General features: G+C 67.5%; 20 protein-coding genes. 2 read left to right on the forward strand and 18 right to left on the reverse strand.

The features are described 5' to 3' along the window. Positions 1–2: 2 nt before the first annotated feature. Together gmd and DID99_RS24765 are read left to right on the forward strand one after the other, a co-directional pair. On the forward strand, positions 3–1049 hold the full coding sequence (gene gmd / locus DID99_RS24760; protein WP_124667675.1) for a GDP-mannose 4,6-dehydratase: 1047 nt from the start codon (positions 3–5) through the stop codon (positions 1047–1049). After that, the gene (locus DID99_RS24765) at positions 1036–1989 is read left to right on the forward strand and encodes an NAD-dependent epimerase/dehydratase family protein (protein ID WP_124521895.1); all 954 of its coding nucleotides are present in this window, start codon (positions 1036–1038) and stop codon (positions 1987–1989) included. The genes gmd and DID99_RS24765 overlap by 14 nt, the downstream gene beginning before the upstream one ends. A 103-nt stretch (positions 1990–2092) precedes the next feature. Here the strand turns inward: DID99_RS24765 and DID99_RS24770 are convergent, their stop codons facing one another. The 18 genes from DID99_RS24770 to leuC all read right to left on the reverse strand — a co-directional run bounded on the left by DID99_RS24770 (position 2093) and on the right by leuC (position 20884). Continuing rightward, entirely contained in the window at positions 2093–3286 is a 1194-nt protein-coding gene (locus tag DID99_RS24770; RefSeq protein WP_044843825.1) for an O-succinylhomoserine sulfhydrylase, read from the reverse strand. Positions 3287–3547: 261 nt separating this feature from the next. Next, on the reverse strand, positions 3548–5080 hold the full coding sequence (purF, locus tag DID99_RS24780; protein WP_044843824.1) for an amidophosphoribosyltransferase: 1533 nt from the start codon (positions 5078–5080) through the stop codon (positions 3548–3550). A gap of 51 nt (positions 5081–5131) precedes the next feature. Continuing rightward, entirely contained in the window at positions 5132–5626 is a 495-nt protein-coding gene (locus tag DID99_RS24785) for a CvpA family protein (protein ID WP_044843823.1), read from the reverse strand. 6 nt (positions 5627–5632) lie between these two features. Beyond that, positions 5633–6475 carry an SPOR domain-containing protein gene (locus tag DID99_RS24790; RefSeq protein WP_124521346.1) on the reverse strand — a complete coding sequence of 281 codons (843 nt, stop codon included), beginning with the start codon at positions 6473–6475 and terminating at the stop codon, positions 5633–5635. A gap of 29 nt (positions 6476–6504) precedes the next feature. Beyond that, positions 6505–7815, reverse strand: a complete 1311-nt coding sequence (folC, locus tag DID99_RS24795; protein ID WP_124667677.1) for a bifunctional tetrahydrofolate synthase/dihydrofolate synthase — start codon at positions 7813–7815, stop codon at positions 6505–6507. A gap of 100 nt (positions 7816–7915) precedes the next feature. Then, entirely contained in the window at positions 7916–8788 is an 873-nt protein-coding gene (gene accD, locus DID99_RS24800; protein WP_044843820.1) for an acetyl-CoA carboxylase, carboxyltransferase subunit beta, read from the reverse strand. Between the two features lie 64 nt (positions 8789–8852). Then, positions 8853–9671 (reverse strand): tryptophan synthase subunit alpha, encoded by an 819-nt coding sequence (trpA, locus tag DID99_RS24805; protein WP_044843819.1) that lies wholly within the window; start codon positions 9669–9671, stop codon positions 8853–8855. Between the two features lie 41 nt (positions 9672–9712). Further along, positions 9713–10564: a site-specific DNA-methyltransferase gene (locus DID99_RS24810; RefSeq protein WP_124486388.1), complete on the reverse strand. Its 852-nt coding sequence runs from the start codon at positions 10562–10564 to the stop codon at positions 9713–9715. A 9-nt stretch (positions 10565–10573) separates the two neighbouring features. Next, a complete protein-coding gene (gene trpB, locus DID99_RS24815) occupies positions 10574–11767 on the reverse strand; it encodes a tryptophan synthase subunit beta (protein ID WP_044843817.1) in 1194 nt (397 codons plus the stop codon). A 55-nt stretch (positions 11768–11822) separates the two neighbouring features. Further along, positions 11823–12524, reverse strand: a complete 702-nt coding sequence (locus DID99_RS24820) for a phosphoribosylanthranilate isomerase (RefSeq protein WP_124486494.1) — start codon at positions 12522–12524, stop codon at positions 11823–11825. Further along, positions 12521–13333 (reverse strand): tRNA pseudouridine(38-40) synthase TruA, encoded by an 813-nt coding sequence (gene truA, locus DID99_RS24825; RefSeq protein WP_185500371.1) that lies wholly within the window; start codon positions 13331–13333, stop codon positions 12521–12523. Before truA ends, DID99_RS24820 begins: the two co-directional genes overlap by 4 nt. After that, entirely contained in the window at positions 13333–15459 is a 2127-nt protein-coding gene (locus tag DID99_RS24830; protein ID WP_124667678.1) for a FimV/HubP family polar landmark protein, read from the reverse strand. Before DID99_RS24830 ends, truA begins: the two co-directional genes overlap by 1 nt. 562 nt (positions 15460–16021) lie before the next feature. Further along, positions 16022–17143 (reverse strand): aspartate-semialdehyde dehydrogenase, encoded by a 1122-nt coding sequence (asd, locus tag DID99_RS24835; protein WP_057923940.1) that lies wholly within the window; start codon positions 17141–17143, stop codon positions 16022–16024. Between the two features lie 84 nt (positions 17144–17227). Beyond that, the gene (locus DID99_RS24840; RefSeq protein WP_006756675.1) at positions 17228–17347 is read right to left on the reverse strand and encodes a hypothetical protein; all 120 of its coding nucleotides are present in this window, start codon (positions 17345–17347) and stop codon (positions 17228–17230) included. A 118-nt stretch (positions 17348–17465) separates the two neighbouring features. After that, positions 17466–18533 carry a 3-isopropylmalate dehydrogenase gene (leuB, locus tag DID99_RS24845; protein WP_124667679.1) on the reverse strand — a complete coding sequence of 356 codons (1068 nt, stop codon included), beginning with the start codon at positions 18531–18533 and terminating at the stop codon, positions 17466–17468. 75 nt (positions 18534–18608) lie between these two features. Continuing rightward, positions 18609–19259, reverse strand: coding sequence for a 3-isopropylmalate dehydratase small subunit (gene leuD, locus DID99_RS24850; RefSeq protein WP_044843811.1), 651 nt, complete (start codon positions 19257–19259; stop codon positions 18609–18611). Between the two features lie 65 nt (positions 19260–19324). Next, on the reverse strand, positions 19325–19471 hold the full coding sequence (locus DID99_RS24855; protein WP_011658379.1) for an entericidin A/B family lipoprotein: 147 nt from the start codon (positions 19469–19471) through the stop codon (positions 19325–19327). A 3-nt stretch (positions 19472–19474) separates the two neighbouring features. Then, positions 19475–20884 (reverse strand): 3-isopropylmalate dehydratase large subunit, encoded by a 1410-nt coding sequence (gene leuC, locus DID99_RS24860; RefSeq protein ID WP_044843810.1) that lies wholly within the window; start codon positions 20882–20884, stop codon positions 19475–19477. Positions 20885–20945 lie beyond the last annotated feature (61 nt).

Genomic DNA, 20945 nt, shown 5'->3' on the forward strand with positions numbered 1-20945 from the left:
CCATGAGCCAAACTCGCAAGAAGGCCATCATCACGGGGATCACCGGGCAGGACGGCGCCTACCTGACCAAGCTGCTGCTCGACAAGGGCTACGAAGTCACGGGCACCTACCGCCGCACCAGTTCGGTCAACTTCTGGCGCATCGCCGAGCTCGGCGTCGACACGCACCCGAACCTGTCGCTCGTCGAGCACGACCTGACGGATGCCGGCTCCAGCCTGCGGCTGCTCGAACGCACGCAGCCCGACGAGCTGTACAACCTGGCCGCGCAGAGCTTCGTCGGCGTGTCGTTCGACCAGCCGGCGACGACCGCCGAGGTCACGGCCGTCGGCCCGCTGAACCTGCTCGAGGCGATCCGCGTGGTGAGCCCGAAGACGCGCTTCTACCAGGCGTCGACGTCCGAGATGTTCGGCAAGGTGCAGGCGATCCCGCAGACGGAAACCACCGCGTTCTACCCGCGCAGCCCGTACGGCGTCGCGAAGCTGTACGCGCACTGGATGACCGTGAACTACCGCGAGTCCTACGGCCTGTTCGGCTGCAGCGGCATCCTGTTCAACCACGAATCGCCGCTGCGCGGCCGCGAGTTCGTCACGCGCAAGATCACCGACACCGTCGCGAAGATCAAGCTCGGCAAGGCGACCCGGCTCGAGCTCGGCAACCTCGACGCGAAGCGCGACTGGGGCTTCGCGCTCGAATACGTCGAAGGGATGTGGCGGATGCTGCAGGCCGACGAGCCCGACACCTACGTGCTCGCGACCAACCGCACCGAGACCGTGCGCGACTTCGTGCAGATGGCGTTCGCGGCCGCCGGCTATCAGATCGAATGGACCGGCAAGGGCGAGCAGGAACGCGGCCTCGACGCGTCGAACGGCGACGTGCTCGTCGAAGTGAATCCGAAGTTCTACCGCCCTGCCGAAGTCGACCTGCTGATCGGCTCCGCCGACAAAGCGAAAGCCAAGCTGGGCTGGGCGCCGGAGACGACGCTCGAACAGCTCTGCCAGATGATGGTCGAAGCGGACCTGACGCGGAACCGGCACCATGACACGTACTGAAGCCAGGCGCCCGTCGCGCCGGGCGTTCGTCACGGGCCTGGCGGGCTTCACCGGCCGCTACATGGCGCAGCGGCTCGCTGCGGCCGGCTACGACGTGTGGGGCACCGTGGCGCCCGGCGCGGCGCGGCCCGACGATCCGGCGCTCGCCCACTGCACGCTGCTGCCGGTCGACCTGCTCGATGCGGACGCGACCCGTGCAGCGCTCGCCGATGCGCGGCCCGATGCGGTCGTGCACCTCGCCGCGCGCGCGCACGTCGCGCAGGACGAGCCGTCGCAGACCTACGCGGTCAACATCGTCGGCACGCGCAACCTGCTGGCCGCGCTCGCGGGCCTCGACCGCCGCCCGTCGGCGGTGCTGCTCGCCAGCAGCGCGAACATCTACGGCAATTCGACGGCCGGCGTGCTCGACGAAAGCGTCGCGCCCGCGCCCGCGAACGACTACGCGGTCAGCAAGCTCGCTATGGAATACGCGGCGAAGCTGTGGGCCGACCGCCTGCCGATCGTGATCGCACGGCCGTTCAATTACACGGGCGTCGGCCAGGACGATGCCTATCTGCTGCCGAAGCTGGTATCGCACTATGCGCGCAACGCGCCGCGCATCTCGCTCGGCAATCTCGACGTGAGCCGCGATTTCTCCGACGTGCGCGACGTGACGGCCGCCTATCTGAAGCTGCTCGAAGCCGCGCCGGCCGGCGAGACGTTCAACATCTGCTCGGAGCGCGCGTATTCGCTGAAGGAAGTGCTGGCGATGCTGTCGCGAATCGCCGGTTACGTGATCGACGTGACGATCGATCCGCGCTTCGTTCGGCATAACGAAGTAAAGAGCCTGAGCGGGTCGCGCGACAAGCTGCGGCGCGCGGTGGGCGAGCTGCCCGTGACGCCGCTCGACGAAACCTTGCGCTGGATGATGGACGCGATGCGCGACGCGCGGGCCGGCTGATTCCGGCAACGCAACACGCGTTCGTCGCCGACTGAAAAGAAAACGGGCCGCCCTGTCTGAGCGGCCCGTCGTCATGCCGGCCCTGAAACCGGCGTCGCCGCGCTCAGCCCTCGAGGCCGCGCGCGAGATCGTTGCGCAGGTCGCCCGCGTTTTCCAGGCCGACCGCGAGGCGGATCAGCCCTTCGGTGATCCCCGCGGCCGCACGCGCTTCCGGCGTGATGCGCGCGTGTGTCGTCGTCGCCGGATGCGTGATCGTCGTGCGCGTGTCGCCGAGGTTGCCGGTGATCGAGACCAGCTTCGTGCTGTCGATCACGCGCCACGCGTTCGCGCGCTGCTGCTCCGGCGTGTCGCCCTTCAGCTCGAACGATACGATCGCGCCGCCCGCCTTCTGCTGGCGCTTCGCCAGCTCATGCTGCGGATGCGATTCGAGCCCCGGATAGAACACGCGCTTGACCGCAGGATGCGAATCGAGCCAGCGCGCGATTTCCAGCGCGTTCGCCGACTGCTTCTCGACGCGCAACGACAGCGTCTCCATCCCCTTCAGCAGCACCCACGCGTTGAACGCCGACAGCGTCGGGCCCGCGCTGCGCACGAACGGGAACACCTTGCCCATGATGAACTCCTTCGAGCCGACCAGCGCGCCGCCGAGCACGCGGCCCTGGCCGTCGAGGAACTTCGTCGCCGAGTGCATCACGACGTCCGCGCCGAGCTTCAGCGGCTGCTGCAGCACCGGGCTGCAGAAACAGTTGTCGACGACGAACAGCGCGTTCGCGGCCTTCGCGATCTTGCCGATCGCCTCGATGTCGGCGAGTTCGGTCAGCGGGTTCGACGGCGTTTCGAGGAAGAACATCTTCGTCTCGGGCCGCACCGCTTCCTGCCAGGCGTTCAGGTCGGTCGGATCGACGAAGGTCGTCGTGATGCCGAACTTGCTGAAGATCTGCGAGAACATCCCGAGCGTCGAGCCGAACAGGCTGCGCGAGCTGACGAGGTGATCGCCCGCCTGCAGCGCGGACATCACGACCGACATGATCGCGGCCATGCCCGACGCCGTCGCGATGCAGGCCTCGCCGCCTTCGAGCGCGGCGAGACGATCCTGGAACATGGTGACGGTCGGGTTCGTGAAGCGCGAATAGGTGAAATAGTCTTCCGAATTCGCGAAGCGCTCGGCTGCCTCGGCCGCGCTCGTGAAGCAGAAGCTCGACGTGAGGAACAGCGCTTCCGAGTGCTCGTTGAAGTCGCTGCTGCGCAGCGTGCCCGCGCGCACGGCGAGCGTGTCGAAGTTGAGGGAGTCGTCCATGTTCCGTTATCCGTATTCGAGGGGTCGCGCCGAGGGTCGTGCATCGGGGCGCGCGCCCAGCCACAAAAATCAGGCCAAAACAAAAAGCCCGCTATGCGTCGGCATCAGCGGGCTTCGGTGCGGTACGACAGCGATCGACTCGGGCCGGCTGCCGCCGGCCTTCGCTTTAGCTGTTTTGGGAAGTCGCCCCGCGTCCGCAAGCTGAATCAAATCGACGCAAGGCCACATCCTATCACGCTTCATCCGAAGCGTGCGCCGGTATCACTCGACCGACAGCTGCAGGTTCATCTGCGAACGCGCGGTGTCGCCTGCCGTGTCGCGATCGGCCTGCGACGCCGGTGCGAGACGGGCGCGCTCGATCGCGTCGAGGTACTCGGGCGTCACGGCGCCGGTGATGTAGTTGCCGTCGAAGCACGACGCCTCGAAGCCCTCGAGCTTCGGGTTGATGTCGCGCACCGCGCGGCGCAGGTCGTCGACGTCCTGATAGATCAGGTGGTCGGCACCGATGATCTTCGCGACTTCCTCGTCGGTGCGGCCGTGTGCAACCAGCTCGCCGCGCGTCGGCATGTCGATGCCGTACACGTTCGGGAACTTCACGGGCGGCGCCGCCGACGCGAAGATCACCGACTTCGCGCCCGCATCGCGCGCCATCTGCACGATTTCGTGCGAGGTCGTGCCGCGCACGATCGAGTCGTCGACGATCAGCACGTGCTTGTCCTTGAACTCGATGCTCATCGCATTGAGCTTCTGGCGCACCGACTTCTTGCGCACGGCCTGGCCCGGCATGATGAAGGTACGGCCGACGTAGCGGTTCTTGAAGAAGCCTTCGCGATACTCGACGCCGAGCTTCGCGGCGACCTGCATCGCAGCCGGACGCGACGAATCGGGAATCGGCATCACGACGTCGATCGGCACGTTCGGCAGCTCGCGCTTGATCTTCTCGGCAAGGTAGTCGCCCATGCGCAGGCGCACGTTGTAGACGGGCACGCCGTCGAGGCACGAATCCGGACGCGCAAGATACACGTATTCGAACATGCACGGATTCAGCGTCGGGTTCTCCGCGCACTGCTGGCTGTGGAAGTTGCCGGCCTTGTCGATGAAGATCGCTTCGCCCGGCTGCACGTCGCGCACGAATTCGAAGCCGATGCCTTCGACCGCCACCGACTCCGACGCGACCATCCATTCGGTGCCGTGCTCCGTCTCGAGCTTGCCGATGCAGAGCGGGCGGATGCCGAACGGATCGCGGAACGCGACCAGGCCGTATCCGGCGATCAGCGACACGATCGCGTACGAGCCCTGCAGGCGGCGATGCACGCCCTCGACCGCCTTGAACAGCGCGGCCGGATCGAGTTCGAGGCCCGTCGTCGACAGCTGCAGCTCGTGCGCGAACACGTTGAGCAGCACTTCGCTGTCGGAATTGGTATTGATGTGCCGGCGGTCGATCCGGAACATCTCGTCCTTCAGCTGTTCCCAGTTCGTCAGGTTGCCGTTGTGCGCGAGGATGATCCCGAACGGCGCGTTCACGTAGAACGGCTGCGCCTCGGCTTCGCTCGACGCCGAACCGGCCGTCGGATAGCGGACCTGGCCGATGCCGAAGGTGCCGGGCAGGCTGCGCATGTTGCGCGTGCGGAACACGTCGCGCACCATGCCGTTAGCCTTGTACATGTGGAAATTGCTGCCGTCCGCCGTCGCGATGCCCGCTGCGTCCTGACCGCGATGCTGCAGCAGCAGCAGGCTGTCATAGATCAGCTGATTGACGGGGGCTTGGGAGATAACACCTACGATGCCGCACATGGCATGTCCTTCAAGATGACAAAATCGGTTCCGTCCTGCCCGGCCGCGTCGTCACACGCGTACATACTGGGCCATGCCGTCGGGCAGGAGCTGCTTCAGCTCGTGCACGCCCTGTTCGGCGAAAGGACGCAATAGCGCATTGCGCCAGAAATCCTGTTTGGGCAATTCGGTCAGCCCGGCCGCCGCGACCAGCAGCACCACCAGCACGCAGCCGCGGACGAGCCCGAACATCATGCCCAGCGAGCGATCGACCCCGCCGAGGCCCGTCGCCTGCGCGATCCGCGACAACAGCGCGTTCGCGACACCCGCGACGAACACGACGCCGATCACGATCAGCGCGAACGCGATCACCCACTGCGTCAGCGCGCCGCCCGGCCAGTTCGCCGGGATATACGGCACCACCAGTCCGACATAGCGGGCGGCGATCGCGATCGCCGCGATCCAGCCGATCAGCCCGAAAATCTCGGAGACGAAACCGCGCCACGCGCCACGCAGCGCAGACAACGCGATCACCGCCAATACAGCGTAGTCGAAAGCCGTCAGCATCGCACGTTACTGCGTGAGTCCGGCTTCGCGCACCTTCGCGATCGCGGCGGACGCCGCCGCGCGATCCGCAAACGGTCCGGCACGCAGCTGGCTAGCCGTGCTGCCGTCCGCCTGCTTGCGATGCTCGACATATGCGGGCACGCCCGCCGATTTCAACTTGGTGGCCCACGAACGGGCCGTTGCGTCGTCCTTGAACGAGCCGAGCTGCACCGCGAAACGCGCACCGGCCGGCGAGGCCGGCGACGATGCGTCGCCGCTGTCGGCCGCGGCGTCGGCGTTCGCGACCGCCGCGGGCGCCGGCTTCGGCGCGGCCGGCTTCGGCGCGGGTGCGGCCGCGGCCGGCTTCGCAGCGGGCTTCGGCGGCGTCACGCTCGCCGTGGTCGTCGAGGGTTCGGGCTTCGCGGCCGGCTTGGCCGTGTCCTTCTCCGCGGGGGCCGGAACGGCCGCCACCGCGGCGTCGGAGGCCGGCGGCTCGTCGTGCGCGACGCCCGCCTGCACGTCGGACGCGTCGTCGTCACGCGGCGCGACCGCCTGATGTGCGGGCCGGTTCGGAATGTCGATCGCGATGTCGTCCGTCACCGGCTTCGGGTGCGAATCGAGCACCATCGGCAGCACGATCACCGCGGCGACGACGAGCGCGATCGCGCCGACGAGGCGCCGGCGGGCGCGTTGCTTTTCAGGAAGGGTCGGATCGAGGAGCAGCGCGTCCGATTCCGGACGCTCGGTGCGGCGCGTGCGCCGCTCGACGCGTTCAGTGCGCTCCGTGCGCACGTTCCGGGAGGCCCCGGTACGACCGCCGCGCCGCGGGGGCGCGTCGTCGTCTTTCTTGCCGAACGAGAAAATTCCCATGAATGGCTGAGTCCGAAACTGCCCTTCAGTCAGTGTTGCTGCGATTTCCGGTAGGCCATCACACCCGCCACCGTATGGAAACTGCCGAAAACCACGATTCTATCATTCTCGGATGCTCTTTTTAGTGCATCGCGAAACGCTTCGGCGGGCGACGCGAAGCGCGTCACGCTCGAATCGGCCCCGTCCTCCACGCCGGCCTTGCGCAGCGCGGCTTCGAGCTGCTCCGCGCTCGCCGCGCGCGGCAGCGGCAGGTCGGTCACGCACCAGTGGTCGATCTCGCCCTTCAGGTGCCGCAGCACGCCGTCGATGTCCTTATCGTGCATCGCGCCGAACACCGCGTACGTGTACGGGAAGAAGCCCATGTTGCCCAGATTCTGCTCGAGCACGGCCGCCGCATGCGGGTTGTGCGCGACGTCCAGCACGATCGCCGGCTTGCCCGGCAGCACCTGGAAGCGCCCCGGCAGCTCGACGTTCGCGAGCCCGAGCCGGATGTCCTGCGCGGACACCGGCAGCACCGGGCGCAGCGCCTCGAGCGCGGCCAGCGCGGCCGATGCATTGATCAGCTGGTTCGCACCGCGCAGCGCCGGGTAAGCGAGCGCCGGATAGCGCTTCTCGCGGCCGAGGTAGCTCCATTGCTGGCGCTCCGCGCCCGGCTGCGCTTCGTAGCGAAAATCGCGGCCGACCAGCCACAGGTCGGCGCCGATCGCTTCGGCATGCTCGACCAGCGTGTTCGGCACCGCGGGATCGCCGCAGATCGCCGGCTTGCCCGCGCGGAAGATCCCCGCCTTCTCGAACGCGATCTTCTCGCGCGTGTCGCCGAGGTATTCGGTATGGTCGATGTCGATGCTCGTGACGATCGCGCAATCGGTATCGATGATGTTGACCGCATCGAGCCGGCCGCCGAGGCCGACTTCGAGGATCACCGCATCGAGCCCGCGCGACGCGAACAGGTGCAGGATCGCGAGCGTCGTGAATTCGAAGTACGTGAGCGACACCGGCTCCGGCAGCGACGTGCGCGCCGCTTCGACGGCTTCGAAGTGCGGCAGCAGCTCGGCGTCGCTGACCTGCTGGCCGTTCACGCGCGCTCGCTCGCCGAATTCGAGCAGGTGCGGCGACGTGTGGCAGCCGACCTTGTAGCCCGCGTGAACGAGGATCGCCTCGAGGAACGCGCAGGTCGAACCCTTGCCGTTCGTGCCGCCGACCGTGATCACGGGGCACGTGAATTCGAGCTGCAGCGCCGCCTTGACCTGCCCGATGCGGGTGAGGCCCATGTCGATGCCGACCGGGTGCGCGCGTTCGAGATGCGAAAGCCACGCGTCGAGAGTGGGAAAAGTGCTCATCGGATCAAATCTGAATCGGTACCGCCACTACGCCAAAAAACGAAACGCGCCGCCCGGCGGTTCAGCCGGGCGACGCGCGCAGTTCACAACGCCGCGCCAATCAGGCCAGCGCGTCGGCCGGCTGTCGCTGCAGCAGCGCGAGCAGTTGCGCGATCTCGTCGCGCATCTTGCGGCGGTCGACGATCATGTCGATCGCGCCCGTCTTCAGCAGGAATTCCGCGCGCTGGAAGCCTTCCGGCAGCTTTTCGCGAACCGTCTGCTCGATCACGCGCGGGCCGGCGAAGCCGATCAGCGCCTTCGGCTCGGCGATCACGACGTCGCCGAGGAACGCGAAGCTCGCCGACACGCCGCCCATCGTCGGGTCGGTCAGCACCGAAATGAACGGCAGCTTGGCTTCGGCCAGCTTGGTCAGCATCGCGGTGGTCTTGGCCATCTGCATCAGCGACAGCAGGCTTTCCTGCATCCGGGCGCCACCCGAAGCGGTAAAGCAGATGAACGGCACCTGCTGCTCCAGCGCGTTCTGCGCGCCGCGCGCGAAGCGCTCGCCGACGACCGAGCCCATCGAGCCGCCCATGAACGAGAACTCGAAGCAGGCCGCGACGACGGGCAGCGTGTGGATCGCACCGCCCATCACGACCATCGCGTCGGTCTCGCCCGTCTCGTCCATCGCTTCCTTCAGACGATCGGGGTACTTGCGGCTGTCCTTGAACTTCAGCGAGTCGACCGGCACGATTTCCTGGCCGATTTCATAGCGGCCTTCCGGATCCAGCAGCCCGTCGAGGCGCTCGCGCGCGCCGATGCGCATGTGGTGATCGCACTTCGGGCACACGTGCAGGTTCGCGTCCACGTCGTTGCGGTACAGCACGGCCTCGCAGGACGGGCACTTGACCCACAGGCCTTCCGGAATGCCCTTGCGGCTTTTCGGGTCGGTCTGCTTGATCTTCGGCGGCAACAGTTTGTCGAGCCAGCTCATCGTATGGTTTCCTGTTCCGTGGCGGGGCGGGCCGACCGGCCCGTTCCCGCTTCCTGTGTTGTGTTTATCGCGCCGTGTTGCCGGCGCCGTCCAGGGCGGCGCGCAGCTCGGCGATGAAAGTCTTCAGCGCGGCGGCGGCGCCCTCCGGCGCGGCGCTCTCGAGCAGCTGCACCAGGCGGCTGCCGATCACGACGGCGTCCGACACTTCGGCCACCGCGCGCGCCGTTTCGGCGTCGCGGATGCCGAAGCCGACGCCCACCGGAACCGGCACGCGCGACTTGATGGCCGGGATTTTACCCGCAATGCTCGAAACATCCAGATTTCCGGCGCCGGTCACGCCCTTGAGCGACACGTAGTACACGTAGCCGCTCGCGATCTTGCCCACGTCGGCGATGCGTTCGTCGGTCGACGTCGGCGCGAGCAGGAAGATCGGATCGATCTGCGCGGCACGCATTTTCTCGGCGAACACGCCCGCTTCCTCGGGCGGATAGTCGACGACGAGCACGCCGTCGACGCCGGCCGCCTGCGCTTCGGCCGCGAACGCGTCGACGCCCATCCGCTCGATCGGGTTCGCATAGCCCATCAGCACGACGGGGGTTTTCTGGTCGGTCTCGCGGAAGCGCTTCACGTCGGCGAGCACGCTCTTCAGCGTGACGCCGCGCGCGAGCGCGCGTTCCGACGAGCGCTGGATCACGGGGCCGTCGGCCATCGGGTCCGAGAACGGCACGCCGAGCTCGATCACGTCGGCGCCGCCTTCGGCGAGCGCGTGCATGAATTCGACGGTCTTCGCGGGATCGGGGTCGCCGGCCGTGATGAACGGGATCAGGCCCTTGCGGCCTTGTTCGGCGAGTGCGGCGAAGGTCTGCTGGATACGGGAGGACATGGCAATTTTCCTTGATGCGATCGGCGACTCGGCGGCGCGACTCACGCGCACGCCGGCGCGACGAGCGCGCTCACGCGCTCATGCGCGATCGCGCAATAACTTTCGTTGATCTCGTAGCCGACGAAGTCGCGCCCCTGCCGTGCGCAGGCCACCGCGGTCGTGCCGCTGCCCATGAACGGATCGAGCACGCGGCCGCCCGGCGGGCAGCTTGCGAGCACCATCCGCTCGATGATTTCCAGCGGCTTCTGGGTCGGATGATCGACGCGCTCCGCGTGCTGCCGATGCAGGCGCGAGACCGACCAGACGTCCTTCGGGTTGTAGCCCATCTCCAGCCACTTGCTGCCTTCGAACAGCTTGCGCGAGCGGGCCTTCTTCGTGTCGGCGTCGTACGGGATGCGGACCGGATCGAGATCGAAGTAATACGCTTTGGAAACCGCGAAAAAGCCGATGTTGTCGTGCACCGACGTGAAACGGCGCGTCGTGCCGCCCATGCTCGGCACGCGCCGGTCCCAGATGATCTCGTTGACCATCGTGAGCTTCGTCTTCAGGAAGCTGAAGATTTCCGGCGCGTACTGCCACGTGCAGAAGATGTACATCGACCCGCTCGGCTTGAGCTTCGGAATCGCGAGCTCGAGCCACTCGCGCGTCCACGCGAGGAAATCGTCGCCCGAACGCTTGTCCGAGTCGTTGCCGTAGTCCTTGCCGAGCCCGTACGGCGGATCGGCGACGATCAGGTCGATCGACGCATCCGGCAGGCGCGCGGCTTCGGTCATGAAATCGCGGTTGTGCAGCTCGATCCCGGACGGCCGTGCGCGCGGCACGGCGACGGCAGGCTGCACCGCCTCCGCTTCGCTCGCGGCGCCGCCGCCCGGTTGTTCGATCAGGTCACGCATCGGTCGGGGTCAGAGCGCGATGCCCGATCGCTCGGCGACCGTGTGCATGTCCTTGTCGCCGCGGCCCGACAGGTTGACGAGCAGGATCTTGTCCTTCGGCAACGTCGGCGCGAGCTTCACGCCGTACGCGATCGCGTGGCTCGACTCGAGCGCGGGGATGATCCCCTCGATCCGGCAGCAGTCGTGGAACGCCTTCAGCGCCTCGTCGTCGGTGATCGGCACGTACTGCGCGCGGCCGCTGTCCTTCAGCCATGCGTGCTCGGGGCCGACGCCCGGATAGTCGAGGCCGGCCGACACCGAATGCGTCTCGATGATCTGGCCGTTGTCGTCCTGCAGCAGGTACGTGCGGTTGCCGTGCAGCACGCCGGGGCTGCCGGCGATCAGCGACGCCGCGTGACGGCCGGTGTCGAGGCCGTCGCCGGCCGCTTCGACGCCAATCAGCTGCACGGAAGCATCGTCGATGTACGGATAGAAGATGCCCATCGCGTTCGAGCCGCCGCCGACGCACGCAATCACCGCGTCCGGCTGCCGGCCGGCGAGTTCCGGCATCTGCACCTTGCACTCGTCGCCGATCACGCGCTGGAAGTCGCGCACCATCGCCGGATACGGGTGCGGGCCCGCCACCGTGCCGATGATGTAGAACGTGCTTTCGATGTTCGTGACCCAATCGCGCATCGCTTCGTTCAGCGCGTCCTTCAGCGTGCGCGAACCCGATTCGACCGGCACGACCGTCGCGCCGAGCAGCTTCATCCGGTAGACGTTCGCGGCCTGGCGGCGCACGTCCTCGGCGCCCATGTAAACGATGCACTCCATGCCGAAGCGCGCGCAGATCGTCGCCGTCGCGACGCCGTGCTGGCCGGCGCCGGTCTCGGCGATCACGCGCTTCTTGCCCATCCGCTTCGCGAGCAGCGCCTGGCCGATCACGTTGTTGATCTTGTGCGCGCCGGTGTGGTTCAGGTCCTCGCGCTTCAGGTAGATCTGCGCGCCGCCGAGCGTCTCGCTCCAGCGCTGCGCGTGATAGATCGGCGACGGACGGCCGACGAAGTACTTCAGTTCGCGCTCGTACTCGGCGACGAAATCGGGGTCGTTCCGGAATTTTTCATACGCCGTGCGCAGTTCGTCCAGCGCGTGAATCAGCGTTTCGGCGACGAACACGCCGCCATACGGGCCGAAGTGGCCGCGATCATCAGGAAGGTTGTACATGGTGTCACTCTCGATCGGTCGGTGCGCCCCGCTGTCGGGGCCGCACCTTCTTGCATCACCCGGCGTCCGCTTCGCGCACCGCGCGTACGAACGCCGCCATCCGGGCGTGATCTTTCACGCCCTTCGCGCCCTCCACTTCGATGCCACTCGAGACATCGACAGCAAACGGACGCAACTGGCGAATCGCATCACCGACGTTTTGCGCGCTCAAGCCACCACTCAAAACGGCCCGATGCGCGAGCTCTGCGGGAATAAGAGACCAATCGAAGACCTTGCCGCTACCACCGTAGTCCGGCACCAGGGTGTCGAACAGGAGGCCGCGCGCTTTCGAATAATGAAGAGCCGATTCTACCAAATCGGCCGGCTGCGTCGAGGGGCCGACGCGCACCGCGCGCAACCACGGCAGGCGCGCCGCGCGGCCGAGGGCGTCGCACTGCTCGGGCGTCTCGTCGCCGTGCAATTGCAGCATCGTGAGCGGCACGTCGCGCACGACCGCCTCGATCTCCGCTTCGGTCGCGTTCACGAACAGCCCGACCACCGACACGAACGGCGGCGCGAGGCTCGCGAGTTCGGCCGCCTGCGCGATCGACACCGCGCGCGGGCTCTTCGGATAGAACACGAGGCCGATCGCGTCGGCGCCGAGCGCGGCGGCATGCAGCACGTCCTCGGGGCGCGACAGGCCGCACAGCTTGATGCGCGTGCGCGGCGCGAGGCCGGCCGCGGCGGAGGTCGAAGAAGACACGGCGTGATCCGTCATGGTTGTGGGTCCAGATCGGCCCAGACGCTGCTCCACGGCACGCTGCCGAGCTGCGCGGGCGGGACGGCGAATTCCGCCGGGTAGCCGACATGGGCGAGGTACAGCCCGTCGGCCATGAACGTGGGCGCCGCGAGATTGCGGTCGCGCCCGGCCAGCACGTCGGCGAGCCAGTCGGCCGGATAGCGGCCGCGCCCCACCGCGACGAGGCAGCCCATCAGGTTGCGCACCATGTGGTGCAGGAACGCGTTCGCGCGGAAGCGGAAATGAATGAAGTGGCCCGCGCGCCGCACGTCGATCTGGTACAGGTGTTTGACCGGCGTCTTCGACTGGCATTCCGACGACCGGAACGACGAGAAGTCGTGCTCGCCGATCAGATGCGCGGCGGCGGCGCGCATCGCGTCGTCGTCGAGCGGCGTGTGGATCCAGCCCGCGCGGCCGGCCAGCATCGGCGAGCGCACGGGATGCACGTACAGCGCGTAGTAGTACGTGCGTTCAAACGCCGAGAAACGCGCGTGGAACGCGTCCGGCATCGGCTTCGCCCACTGCACGGACACGGTCGGCGGCAGAAATGCGTTGGTGCCGCGCACCCACGAGAAATCCGCGCGATCGAGCTCCGTATCGAAATGCACGACCTGTCCGAGCCCGTGCACGCCCGTGTCGGTCCGCCCCGCGACCGTCGTGTGCAGCGGCACGCATGCGAACGCGCCGAGTGCGCGCTCGAGCGCATCCTGCACGGTCTTGCCGTGCGGCTGCGCTTGCCAGCCGCAGAACGCGGCGCCGTCGTACTGAATCCCGAGCGCGATCCGCATCACGCCTCTTCCGCGAGTTTCGCGAGCAGCGCACGCGCATCGTCGCGCGTGGCGGCGTCGTTCGCGTCGACCACTTCCTGCAGCAGCGTGCGCGCGCCGGACAGATCGCCCAGTTGCACGTACTCCGACGCGAGATCCAGCTTGTTGCGGGCGATGCGGGCGAGTTCTTCCGGCGTCAGCGCGGGCAGCACGGCACCCGGCGCGGACGGCAGGTCGAGATCGAAATCCAGCTTCAGCGCGCCGAACTGCGCGACGCCGAGCGGCGGCAGCGACGACGGCGCGGCGGCACCGCCCGTGTGAGGCGCTGGCGTTGCCGCGTCCGGATCCCAGTCGAACTCGTCGTCGTGGTCGGCCGGATGTTCCGGGGACGGATCGGTCTCGCCAACTGGCGGGTGCGCGGCGGATTGACCGTTAGTTGCGATTTGCTCGCCTTCGGCTTGCCCTTCCCGTGCGGACAGCTCATCGGCCGTACGCGGCGGCAGCGGCATGTCGAGGCTGTTGAGCGCGCTGATCGCGTTCTGCATCAGCGCTGCGTGCTGGGCGTCGTTCGTCGCAGGTGCGGCGGGCGTGACGAGCGGCTCGTCCGCGGCCGGTTCCGCGACAGGCTTGTCGTCGTGCGGGGCCGGCGTTGCTTCGCTGTCGGGTGCGATGCGCGCGGACGATGCTTCCGCCTGAACGTCGTGCGGCTTCGCCGTTTCCGACGGCGACGGGATTTCGGGTTCGGACGTCTCGAACGTCTCCGCCGCTGCGGCCGCGGCCGTGACCAGACTCAGATCGGCGGCCGCGTCGCGGGCCAACGGCGTCTCGGGGAGAATCGGCGGCACCGGCTCGGTGGATGCGACCGGCGACGACGATGCACCGCCGTCGGCAACAGCCGTCCCGCCGAATGCCGGTGCGGTTTCGTTGGTCGGCCGCGCTTTCCGGCGCTTGCGCCACGCAAAACCGGCCGCCAGCACGACCACGGCGGCGCCGGCCGCGGCGGCCGGACGCCAGTCGATCTGTTCCGAACCGCGTGCAGGCGCGGCGGTCGCCGCCGGCACGGCCGGCTGCACGGGCGCCGATGCCGGCTGCACCGCACTCGCGGCCACGCCGGACGACGCTTCGCTCGCAGCCGACGACGACGCGGCAGCTGACGCCGCCGCATCATTCGCGCCGTTCGCGCCGTTCGCGCCGTTCGCGCCGTTCGCGCCGTTCGCGCCGTTCGTGCCGTTCGCAACGGGACGCGGCGCAGCGGGCGCCGGCGCCGGTGCAACGTTGTTCGTGGCGGCCGGCTTCCCGATCCCGTGCTTCTGCAGTTCCATCAGCACGCGGTTCTTCAGCGCGAGCAATTGCTGCAGGCTCGACGGCCGCGGCTGCGACGCACCCGCGACGGGTGCTGCCGCGGACGGTTCGTGCATCCCTTGAGCCGCACCGCCCGGTCCGGCCTGCGTCACGGCCTCGCTGGCGGACGACGGTGCGGACTGGATCGCGCCGTTCCACACGTGCGGCCCGCTTGCGCCGGCCGCAGCCGCTGGCGACTGGACGGATTCGATCGTCGACGCGCCGTGCGCGGCGGACGCGCCGCTCGAAGCCGACGCGCCTGCCGCCATCCCGGCTGCGACCGTGACGCTCGCCCCGCTGACCGGCGCCGTATGCGCGGCCGATACGGCCGGCGCGGTTTGCACGGCCGACCCAGGACGCGGTGCGGATGCGCCATGCTGCGCGACCGCCACCGTGCCCGACGCGGCAACCGGCGCGGACGCAGCCGACGCCCCCGACGCAGCAGCCGGCACGAGCGCCGCGCCGGTCGCATCGAGCGCCGGCACCGTCAGCGTCGCGCCGACTTTCAGGCGGCTCGGGTCGCGCTTCATGAACGCCTGCGGATTGGCGTCGAACAGCGCGCGGCCGGCGCGCGCGAGCACGCCCGGATCGTGCGATTGCGTCGCGGCTTTCGCGAGGTCGTTCAACGATTGGCCCGGCTGGACCGTCACGTTGAGCGGCGCGGCACCGCCGGCGGCGGACGCCGGCAGCTCGCCGGAACCGGCCGCCCAGGCCGAAGCGGCCGCGCCGAGCGCCAGGATCGCCAGCGCGCCACGCACGGCGCGCGACAGACGGGACTGACGCGGAAACAAGGAAATTCGGGACATCGTAGGCTCTATCGCCGCGCGCGGGCGCGGCTCGGATTCGCGTAGGGAAGCGTCAATAAAGTCGCCGCAGAAATGCAAAAGCGTCGCGCAGAACGCGACGCTTTGGGCGGCTCTGCGCGTCGTAACCGCATAGTTTACTTCACACGATCGCGTTCCGGCCGAATTCGTCGCCTGCGGATGCGGCCGTCCGCGCCCGGGCCGCAACCCCGCGGCCGACCGCATAGGTCCGTCGGCGTGCGAATCGCGCGAAGGCCTCGCCGATCCAGGCACTGAATCGCACGCGCCGGCTTGATAAAAAGAGGATCATCAATCGATGAAAAACCGGACGACGGCATCGGGTTCCGGAACGAATTCGGCCCCTCCTTGTACTTCGCGTCGCATCGATTCCTCGTGCCAAAGGATGGCGATGCAGGAAAAGCCCCGGCCGCGCGAGCGGTTCGGGAGTTCCGCGCAATGGGCGGTCCGCACAAGACCTGACGCCGGACAAAAAAACGCCTGCCGCCCCGCGAAGGGCTGGCAGGCGTTTCGCGTCACGCGCGCACTGCGCGCGGCGCGGCCCGACTTACTTGTCGAGCAGGATGCGCAGCATGCGGCGCAGCGGCTCGGCCGCGCCCCACAGCAGCTGGTCGCCGACCGTGAACGCCGACAGGTATTCGCCACCCATCGCGAGCTTGCGCAGGCGACCGACCGGCACCGTCAGCGTGCCGGTGATCTTCGCCGGCGACAGGTCGCGCATCGACGCTTCGCGCTCGTTCGGCACGACCTTCACCCAGTCGTTCGCCGACGCGAGGATGCCGTTGATTTCGTCGAGCGGGACGTCCTTCTTAAGCTTGATCGTCAGCGCCTGCGAGTGGCAGCGCATTGCGCCGATCCGCACGCACAGGCCGTCGACCGGGATCGAGCCCGGCTCGCCCATGGCCGGCTTGCCGAGGATCTTGTTGGTTTCCGCGCCGCCCTTCCACTCTTCCTTCGACATCCCGTTGCCGAGATCCTTGTCGATCCACGGGATCAGCGAGCCGGCGAGCGGCACGCCGAAGTGGCTCGTCGGCATCGCGTCGCTGTTCATCGTCGCGAGCACGCGGCGGTCGATGTCGAGAATCGCGGAAGCCGGATCGGCGAGTTGCTCCTGCACCGAACCGTGCAGCGTGCCCATCTGCGACAGCAGTTCACGCATGTTCTGCGCGCCCGCGCCCGATGCGGCCTGGTAGGTCATCGCCGTCATCCAGTCGACGAGGTTCTCGCGGAACAGGCCGCCGAGCGCCATCAGCATCAGGCTGACCGTACAGTTGCCGCCGACGAAGTTCTTCGTGCCCTTGACGAGCGCGTCCTTGATCACGTCGAGGTTGACCGGATCAAGGATGATGACCGCGTCGTCGTTCATCCGCAGCGACGAGGCCGCATCGATCCAGTAGCCGTTCCAGCCGGCCGCGCGCAGCTTCGGGAACACGTCGTTCGTGTAGTCCCCGCCCTGGCACGTGATGATCACGTCGCACTTCTTCAGCTCGTCGACGTTGGTCGCGTCCTTGAGCGTAGTCTCGTTTTTCGCGAACGACGGCGCCTTGCCGCCCGTGTTGCTGGTGCTGAAAAACACCGGTTCGATCAGGTCGAAATCACCTTCTTCCTGCATGCGCTGCATCAGCACGCTGCCGACCATGCCGCGCCAACCTACGAGACCTACGTTCATGACTAACCCTTTGCTTGAATGGAGCTTCCCCGCCATTTCCGTCCCCGCGTGACCGCGCGGGGAAACAGGCGGGCACGACGGCGATCAGCGTTTAATGATCGTTTTCGTGGTAATGGTTTTCGTGATGACGATGGCGCGCGCACCCGCACGGGCAGTGTTGCCGTGGAGTTTCAGGACCGGGGAGATCAGGGAAATCAGCGCCATCGTTCGAGTCTACACAAAGCCGGTTGCCCGCACAACGGCCAACCGCGCGCGAACCGGCCGATTTCGCGGCCCGTTCGCGCCCTTTTCTATCTTGACTGCCTGTTGCCTTGCCGCGCGCTTACAGCGCGGCGACCACCGCGTCGCCCATCGCCGCCGTGCCGACCTGCTGGCAGCCCGGCGTCGCGATGTCGCCGGTGCGGTAGCCTTGTTCGAGCACCGTTTTCACGGCGCGCTCGATGCGATCGGCCTGCTCCGCGCGATTCAGCGAATAGCGCAGCAGCATCGCGGCCGACAGGATCGTCGCCAGCGGATTCGCGATGCCCTTGCCCGCGATGTCCGGCGCCGAACCGTGCGACGGCTCGTACAGACCCTTGTTGTTCTTGTCGAGCGACGCCGACGGCAGCATGCCGATCGAGCCCGTCAGCATCGACGCTTCATCCGACAGGATGTCGCCGAACATGTTGCCGGTCACGATCACGTCGAACTGCTTCGGCGCCTTCGCGAGCTGCATCGCCGCGTTGTCGACGTACATGTGCGACAGTTCGACGTCCGCGTATTCCTTCGACACGTCGATCATGACGTCGCGCCAGAACTGCGATGTCTCCAGCACGTTCGACTTGTCGACCGACAGCAGCTTCTTCGCGCGCTTTTGCGCGGCCTGGAACGCGACGTGTGCGATGCGGCGCACTTCCGGTTCCGAGTAGCGCATCGTGTCGAAGCCTTCGCGCGCGCCGGCGAACGGGCCGTCCGGTGCCGCGCGCACGCCGCGCGGCTGGCCGAAGTAGATGTCGCCGTTCAGTTCGCGCACGATCAGGATGTCGAGGCCCGCGACCAGTTCCGGCTTCAGCGGCGACGCATCGACGAGCTGCGGATAGCAGATCGCCGGACGGAAGTTCGCGAACAGCTCGAGATGCTTGCGCAGCCCGAGGATCGCCTGCTCGGGGCGCAGCGCGCGCTCGAGCGAGTCGTACTTCCAGTCGCCGACCGAGCCGAACAGGATCGCGTCGGCTTCCTTCGCGAGTTTCAGCGTCGCGTCCGGCAACGGATGACCGCTCGCCTCGTAGCCCACGCCGCCAACCGGCGCCTGCTCGAGCTCGAACTTCTCGTCGAGGGCGTTCAGCACCTTGACCGCTTCGTTGACGATTTCCGGACCGATGCCGTCGCCGGGCAGCACTGCAATCTTCATGCGTTATTCCTGACTGGATAGGTATGGGTGGCAGGTCGGCGAGCGCGCGTCATGCGCGCCCGCCCGGAGGCAATCTCAGCCGACCAGCTTGTTGTTGAGCCACGGCTGCTTCGCGAGCCGCTCGGCTTCGAACTGGCGGATCTTGTCCGCGTGACGCAGCGTCAGGCCGATGTCGTCGAAACCGTTCAGCAGGCAGTACTTGCGGAACGCGGTGATGTCGAACGCATACTCGCGGCCGTCGCCCGTGCGCACGACCTGCGCATCGAGGTCGATCGTCAGCTGATAGCCGTTGAACGCATACGTGTCGTTGAACAGGTGATCGACCTGCTGCTCGGTCAGCACGATCGGCAACAGCCCGTTCTTGTAGCAGTTGTTGAAGAAGATGTCGGCGAAGCTCGGCGCGATGATCGCGCGGAAGCCGTACTGCTGCAGCGCCCACGGCGCGTGCTCGCGCGAGCTGCCGCAGCCGAAGTTCTTGCGTGCCAGCAGCACCGATGCGCCCTGGTAGCGCGGCTGATTCAGCACGAAGTCCGGGTTCAGCGGGCGCTTCGAGTTGTCCTGGCCCGGCTCGCCGTGGTCGAGGTAACGCCATTCGTCGAACGCGTTCGGACCGAAGCCCGTGCGCTTGATCGACTTCAGGAACTGCTTCGGGATGATCGCGTCGGTGTCGACGTTCTCGCGATCGAGCGGCGCCACGACGCCGGTATGTACAGTGAATTTTTCCATGATCCGTCTATCCGGTTGGAGGGCCGGCATTCAGCCGGCGCACATCGACAAATTCTCGGTGGGCGTCAGTCCGCGGCGCGCTGCAGCGCATTGCCGGCGGCGTTGACGTCCTGGCCGAAGCCTCGGACGGTATTGCAGCCCGCGAGGCCGAAGCCCAGCCCCGCGAGCGCCAGCGCGGCCACCAGCCGCGCGATGAGCTTCGATGCCGTCACGCGTTACCCCAGCTGGCGAATGTCGACGAAATGGCCTTCGATCGCCGCCGCCGCCGCCATCGCGGGGCTCACGAGGTGCGTGCGACCGCCCGCGCCTTGCCGGCCTTCGAAGTTGCGGTTCGACGTCGACGCGCAGCGCTCGCCCGGCTCGAGCCGGTCGGCGTTCATCGCGAGGCACATCGAGCAGCCCGGCTCGCGCCATTCGAAGCCCGCATCGGTGAACACCTTGTCGAGCCCTTCGCGCTCGGCCTGCGCCTTCACGAGGCCCGAGCCCGGCACGACCATCGCGAGCCGCACGTTCGACGCAATGCGGCGGTTCAGCTTCTTCACGACGTAGGCGGCCGCGCGGATATCTTCGATGCGCGCGTTCGTGCACGAACCGATGAAGATCTTGTCGACCTTGATCGACTCGATCGGCGTGTTCGGCTCGAGCGCCATGTAGGCCAGCGCGCGCTCCATCGCGTCGCGCTTGACCGGATCCTTCTCGCGCTCGGGGTCCGGCACGCGACCGTCGATCGACGTGACCATTTCCGGCGACGTGCCCCACGTGACCTGCGGGACGATCTCGGCCGCGTTCAGCTCGACGACGCGGTCGAACTGCGCGCCTTCGTCGGACTTGAATTCGCGCCAGTACTCGACGGCCTGGTTCCATTCCGCGCCGGTCGGCACGAACGGACGACCCTTCAGGTAGTCGATCGTCGTGTCGTCGACGGCGACCATGCCCGCGCGCGCGCCGGCTTCGATCGCCATGTTGCAGACGGTCATCCGGCCTTCCATCGTCAGCGCGCGGATCGTCGAGCCGCCGAATTCGATCGCGTAGCCCGTGCCGCCGGCCGTGCCGATCTTGCCGATGATCGCGAGCACGATGTCCTTCGCGGTACAGCCGCGCGGCAGCGTGCCCTCGACCTTCACGAGCATGTTCTTGCTCTTTTTCTGCAGCAAGGTTTGCGTCGCGAGCACGTGCTCGACTTCCGACGTGCCGATGCCGTGCGCGAGCGCGCCGAACGCGCCGTGCGTCGACGTGTGCGAGTCGCCGCAGACGATCGTCATGCCCGGCAGCGTCGCGCCCTGCTCCGGCCCGATGATGTGCACGATGCCCTGACGCACGTCGTTCATCTTGAACTGCGTGATGCCGAACGCATCGCAGTTCGCGTCGAGCGTGTCGACCTGCAGCTTCGAGACCGGATCGGCGATGCCGTGGCTTCGATCCGTGGTCGGGACGTTGTGGTCCGACACGGCCAGGTTCGCGCTGATGCGCCACACCGGGCGGTGCGCGACGTTCAGCCCTTCGAACGCCTGCGGGCTCGTGACTTCGTGCAGCAGCTGACGGTCGATGTAGAGCAATGCCGTGCCGTCGTCCTCGGTGTGGACGACGTGGGTATTCCACAGTTTGTCGTAGAGAGTCTGTGCCATGGGTATGCGGGGTCGTTGTGACTACAAGCCTTGCGGATGCGGTCGATTATGCCACGCAGAA

This window comes from Burkholderia sp. Bp8986 (assembly GCF_003854225.1).
Lineage (GTDB): Bacteria > Pseudomonadota > Gammaproteobacteria > Burkholderiales > Burkholderiaceae > Burkholderia.

Coding starts and splice junctions, on each gene's coding strand:
- gmd (WP_124667675.1), top strand. CDS start 3: ATGAGCCAAACTCGCAAGAAGGCCATCATCACGGGGATCACCGGGCAG.
- DID99_RS24765 (WP_124521895.1), top strand. CDS start 1,036: ATGACACGTACTGAAGCCAGGCGCCCGTCGCGCCGGGCGTTCGTCACG.
- DID99_RS24770 (WP_044843825.1), bottom strand. CDS start 3,286: ATGGACGACTCCCTCAACTTCGACACGCTCGCCGTGCGCGCGGGCACG.
- purF (WP_044843824.1), bottom strand. CDS start 5,080: ATGTGCGGCATCGTAGGTGTTATCTCCCAAGCCCCCGTCAATCAGCTG.
- DID99_RS24785 (WP_044843823.1), bottom strand. CDS start 5,626: ATGCTGACGGCTTTCGACTACGCTGTATTGGCGGTGATCGCGTTGTCT.
- DID99_RS24790 (WP_124521346.1), bottom strand. CDS start 6,475: ATGGGAATTTTCTCGTTCGGCAAGAAAGACGACGACGCGCCCCCGCGG.
- folC (WP_124667677.1), bottom strand. CDS start 7,815: ATGAGCACTTTTCCCACTCTCGACGCGTGGCTTTCGCATCTCGAACGC.
- accD (WP_044843820.1), bottom strand. CDS start 8,788: ATGAGCTGGCTCGACAAACTGTTGCCGCCGAAGATCAAGCAGACCGAC.
- trpA (WP_044843819.1), bottom strand. CDS start 9,671: ATGTCCTCCCGTATCCAGCAGACCTTCGCCGCACTCGCCGAACAAGGC.
- DID99_RS24810 (WP_124486388.1), bottom strand. CDS start 10,564: ATGCGTGACCTGATCGAACAACCGGGCGGCGGCGCCGCGAGCGAAGCG.
- trpB (WP_044843817.1), bottom strand. CDS start 11,767: ATGTACAACCTTCCTGATGATCGCGGCCACTTCGGCCCGTATGGCGGC.
- DID99_RS24820 (WP_124486494.1), bottom strand. CDS start 12,524: ATGACGGATCACGCCGTGTCTTCTTCGACCTCCGCCGCGGCCGGCCTC.
- truA (WP_185500371.1), bottom strand. CDS start 13,333: ATGCGGATCGCGCTCGGGATTCAGTACGACGGCGCCGCGTTCTGCGGC.
- DID99_RS24830 (WP_124667678.1), bottom strand. CDS start 15,459: ATGTCCCGAATTTCCTTGTTTCCGCGTCAGTCCCGTCTGTCGCGCGCC.
- asd (WP_057923940.1), bottom strand. CDS start 17,143: ATGAACGTAGGTCTCGTAGGTTGGCGCGGCATGGTCGGCAGCGTGCTG.
- DID99_RS24840 (WP_006756675.1), bottom strand. CDS start 17,347: ATGGCGCTGATTTCCCTGATCTCCCCGGTCCTGAAACTCCACGGCAAC.
- leuB (WP_124667679.1), bottom strand. CDS start 18,533: ATGAAGATTGCAGTGCTGCCCGGCGACGGCATCGGTCCGGAAATCGTC.
- leuD (WP_044843811.1), bottom strand. CDS start 19,259: ATGGAAAAATTCACTGTACATACCGGCGTCGTGGCGCCGCTCGATCGC.
- leuC (WP_044843810.1), bottom strand. CDS start 20,884: ATGGCACAGACTCTCTACGACAAACTGTGGAATACCCACGTCGTCCAC.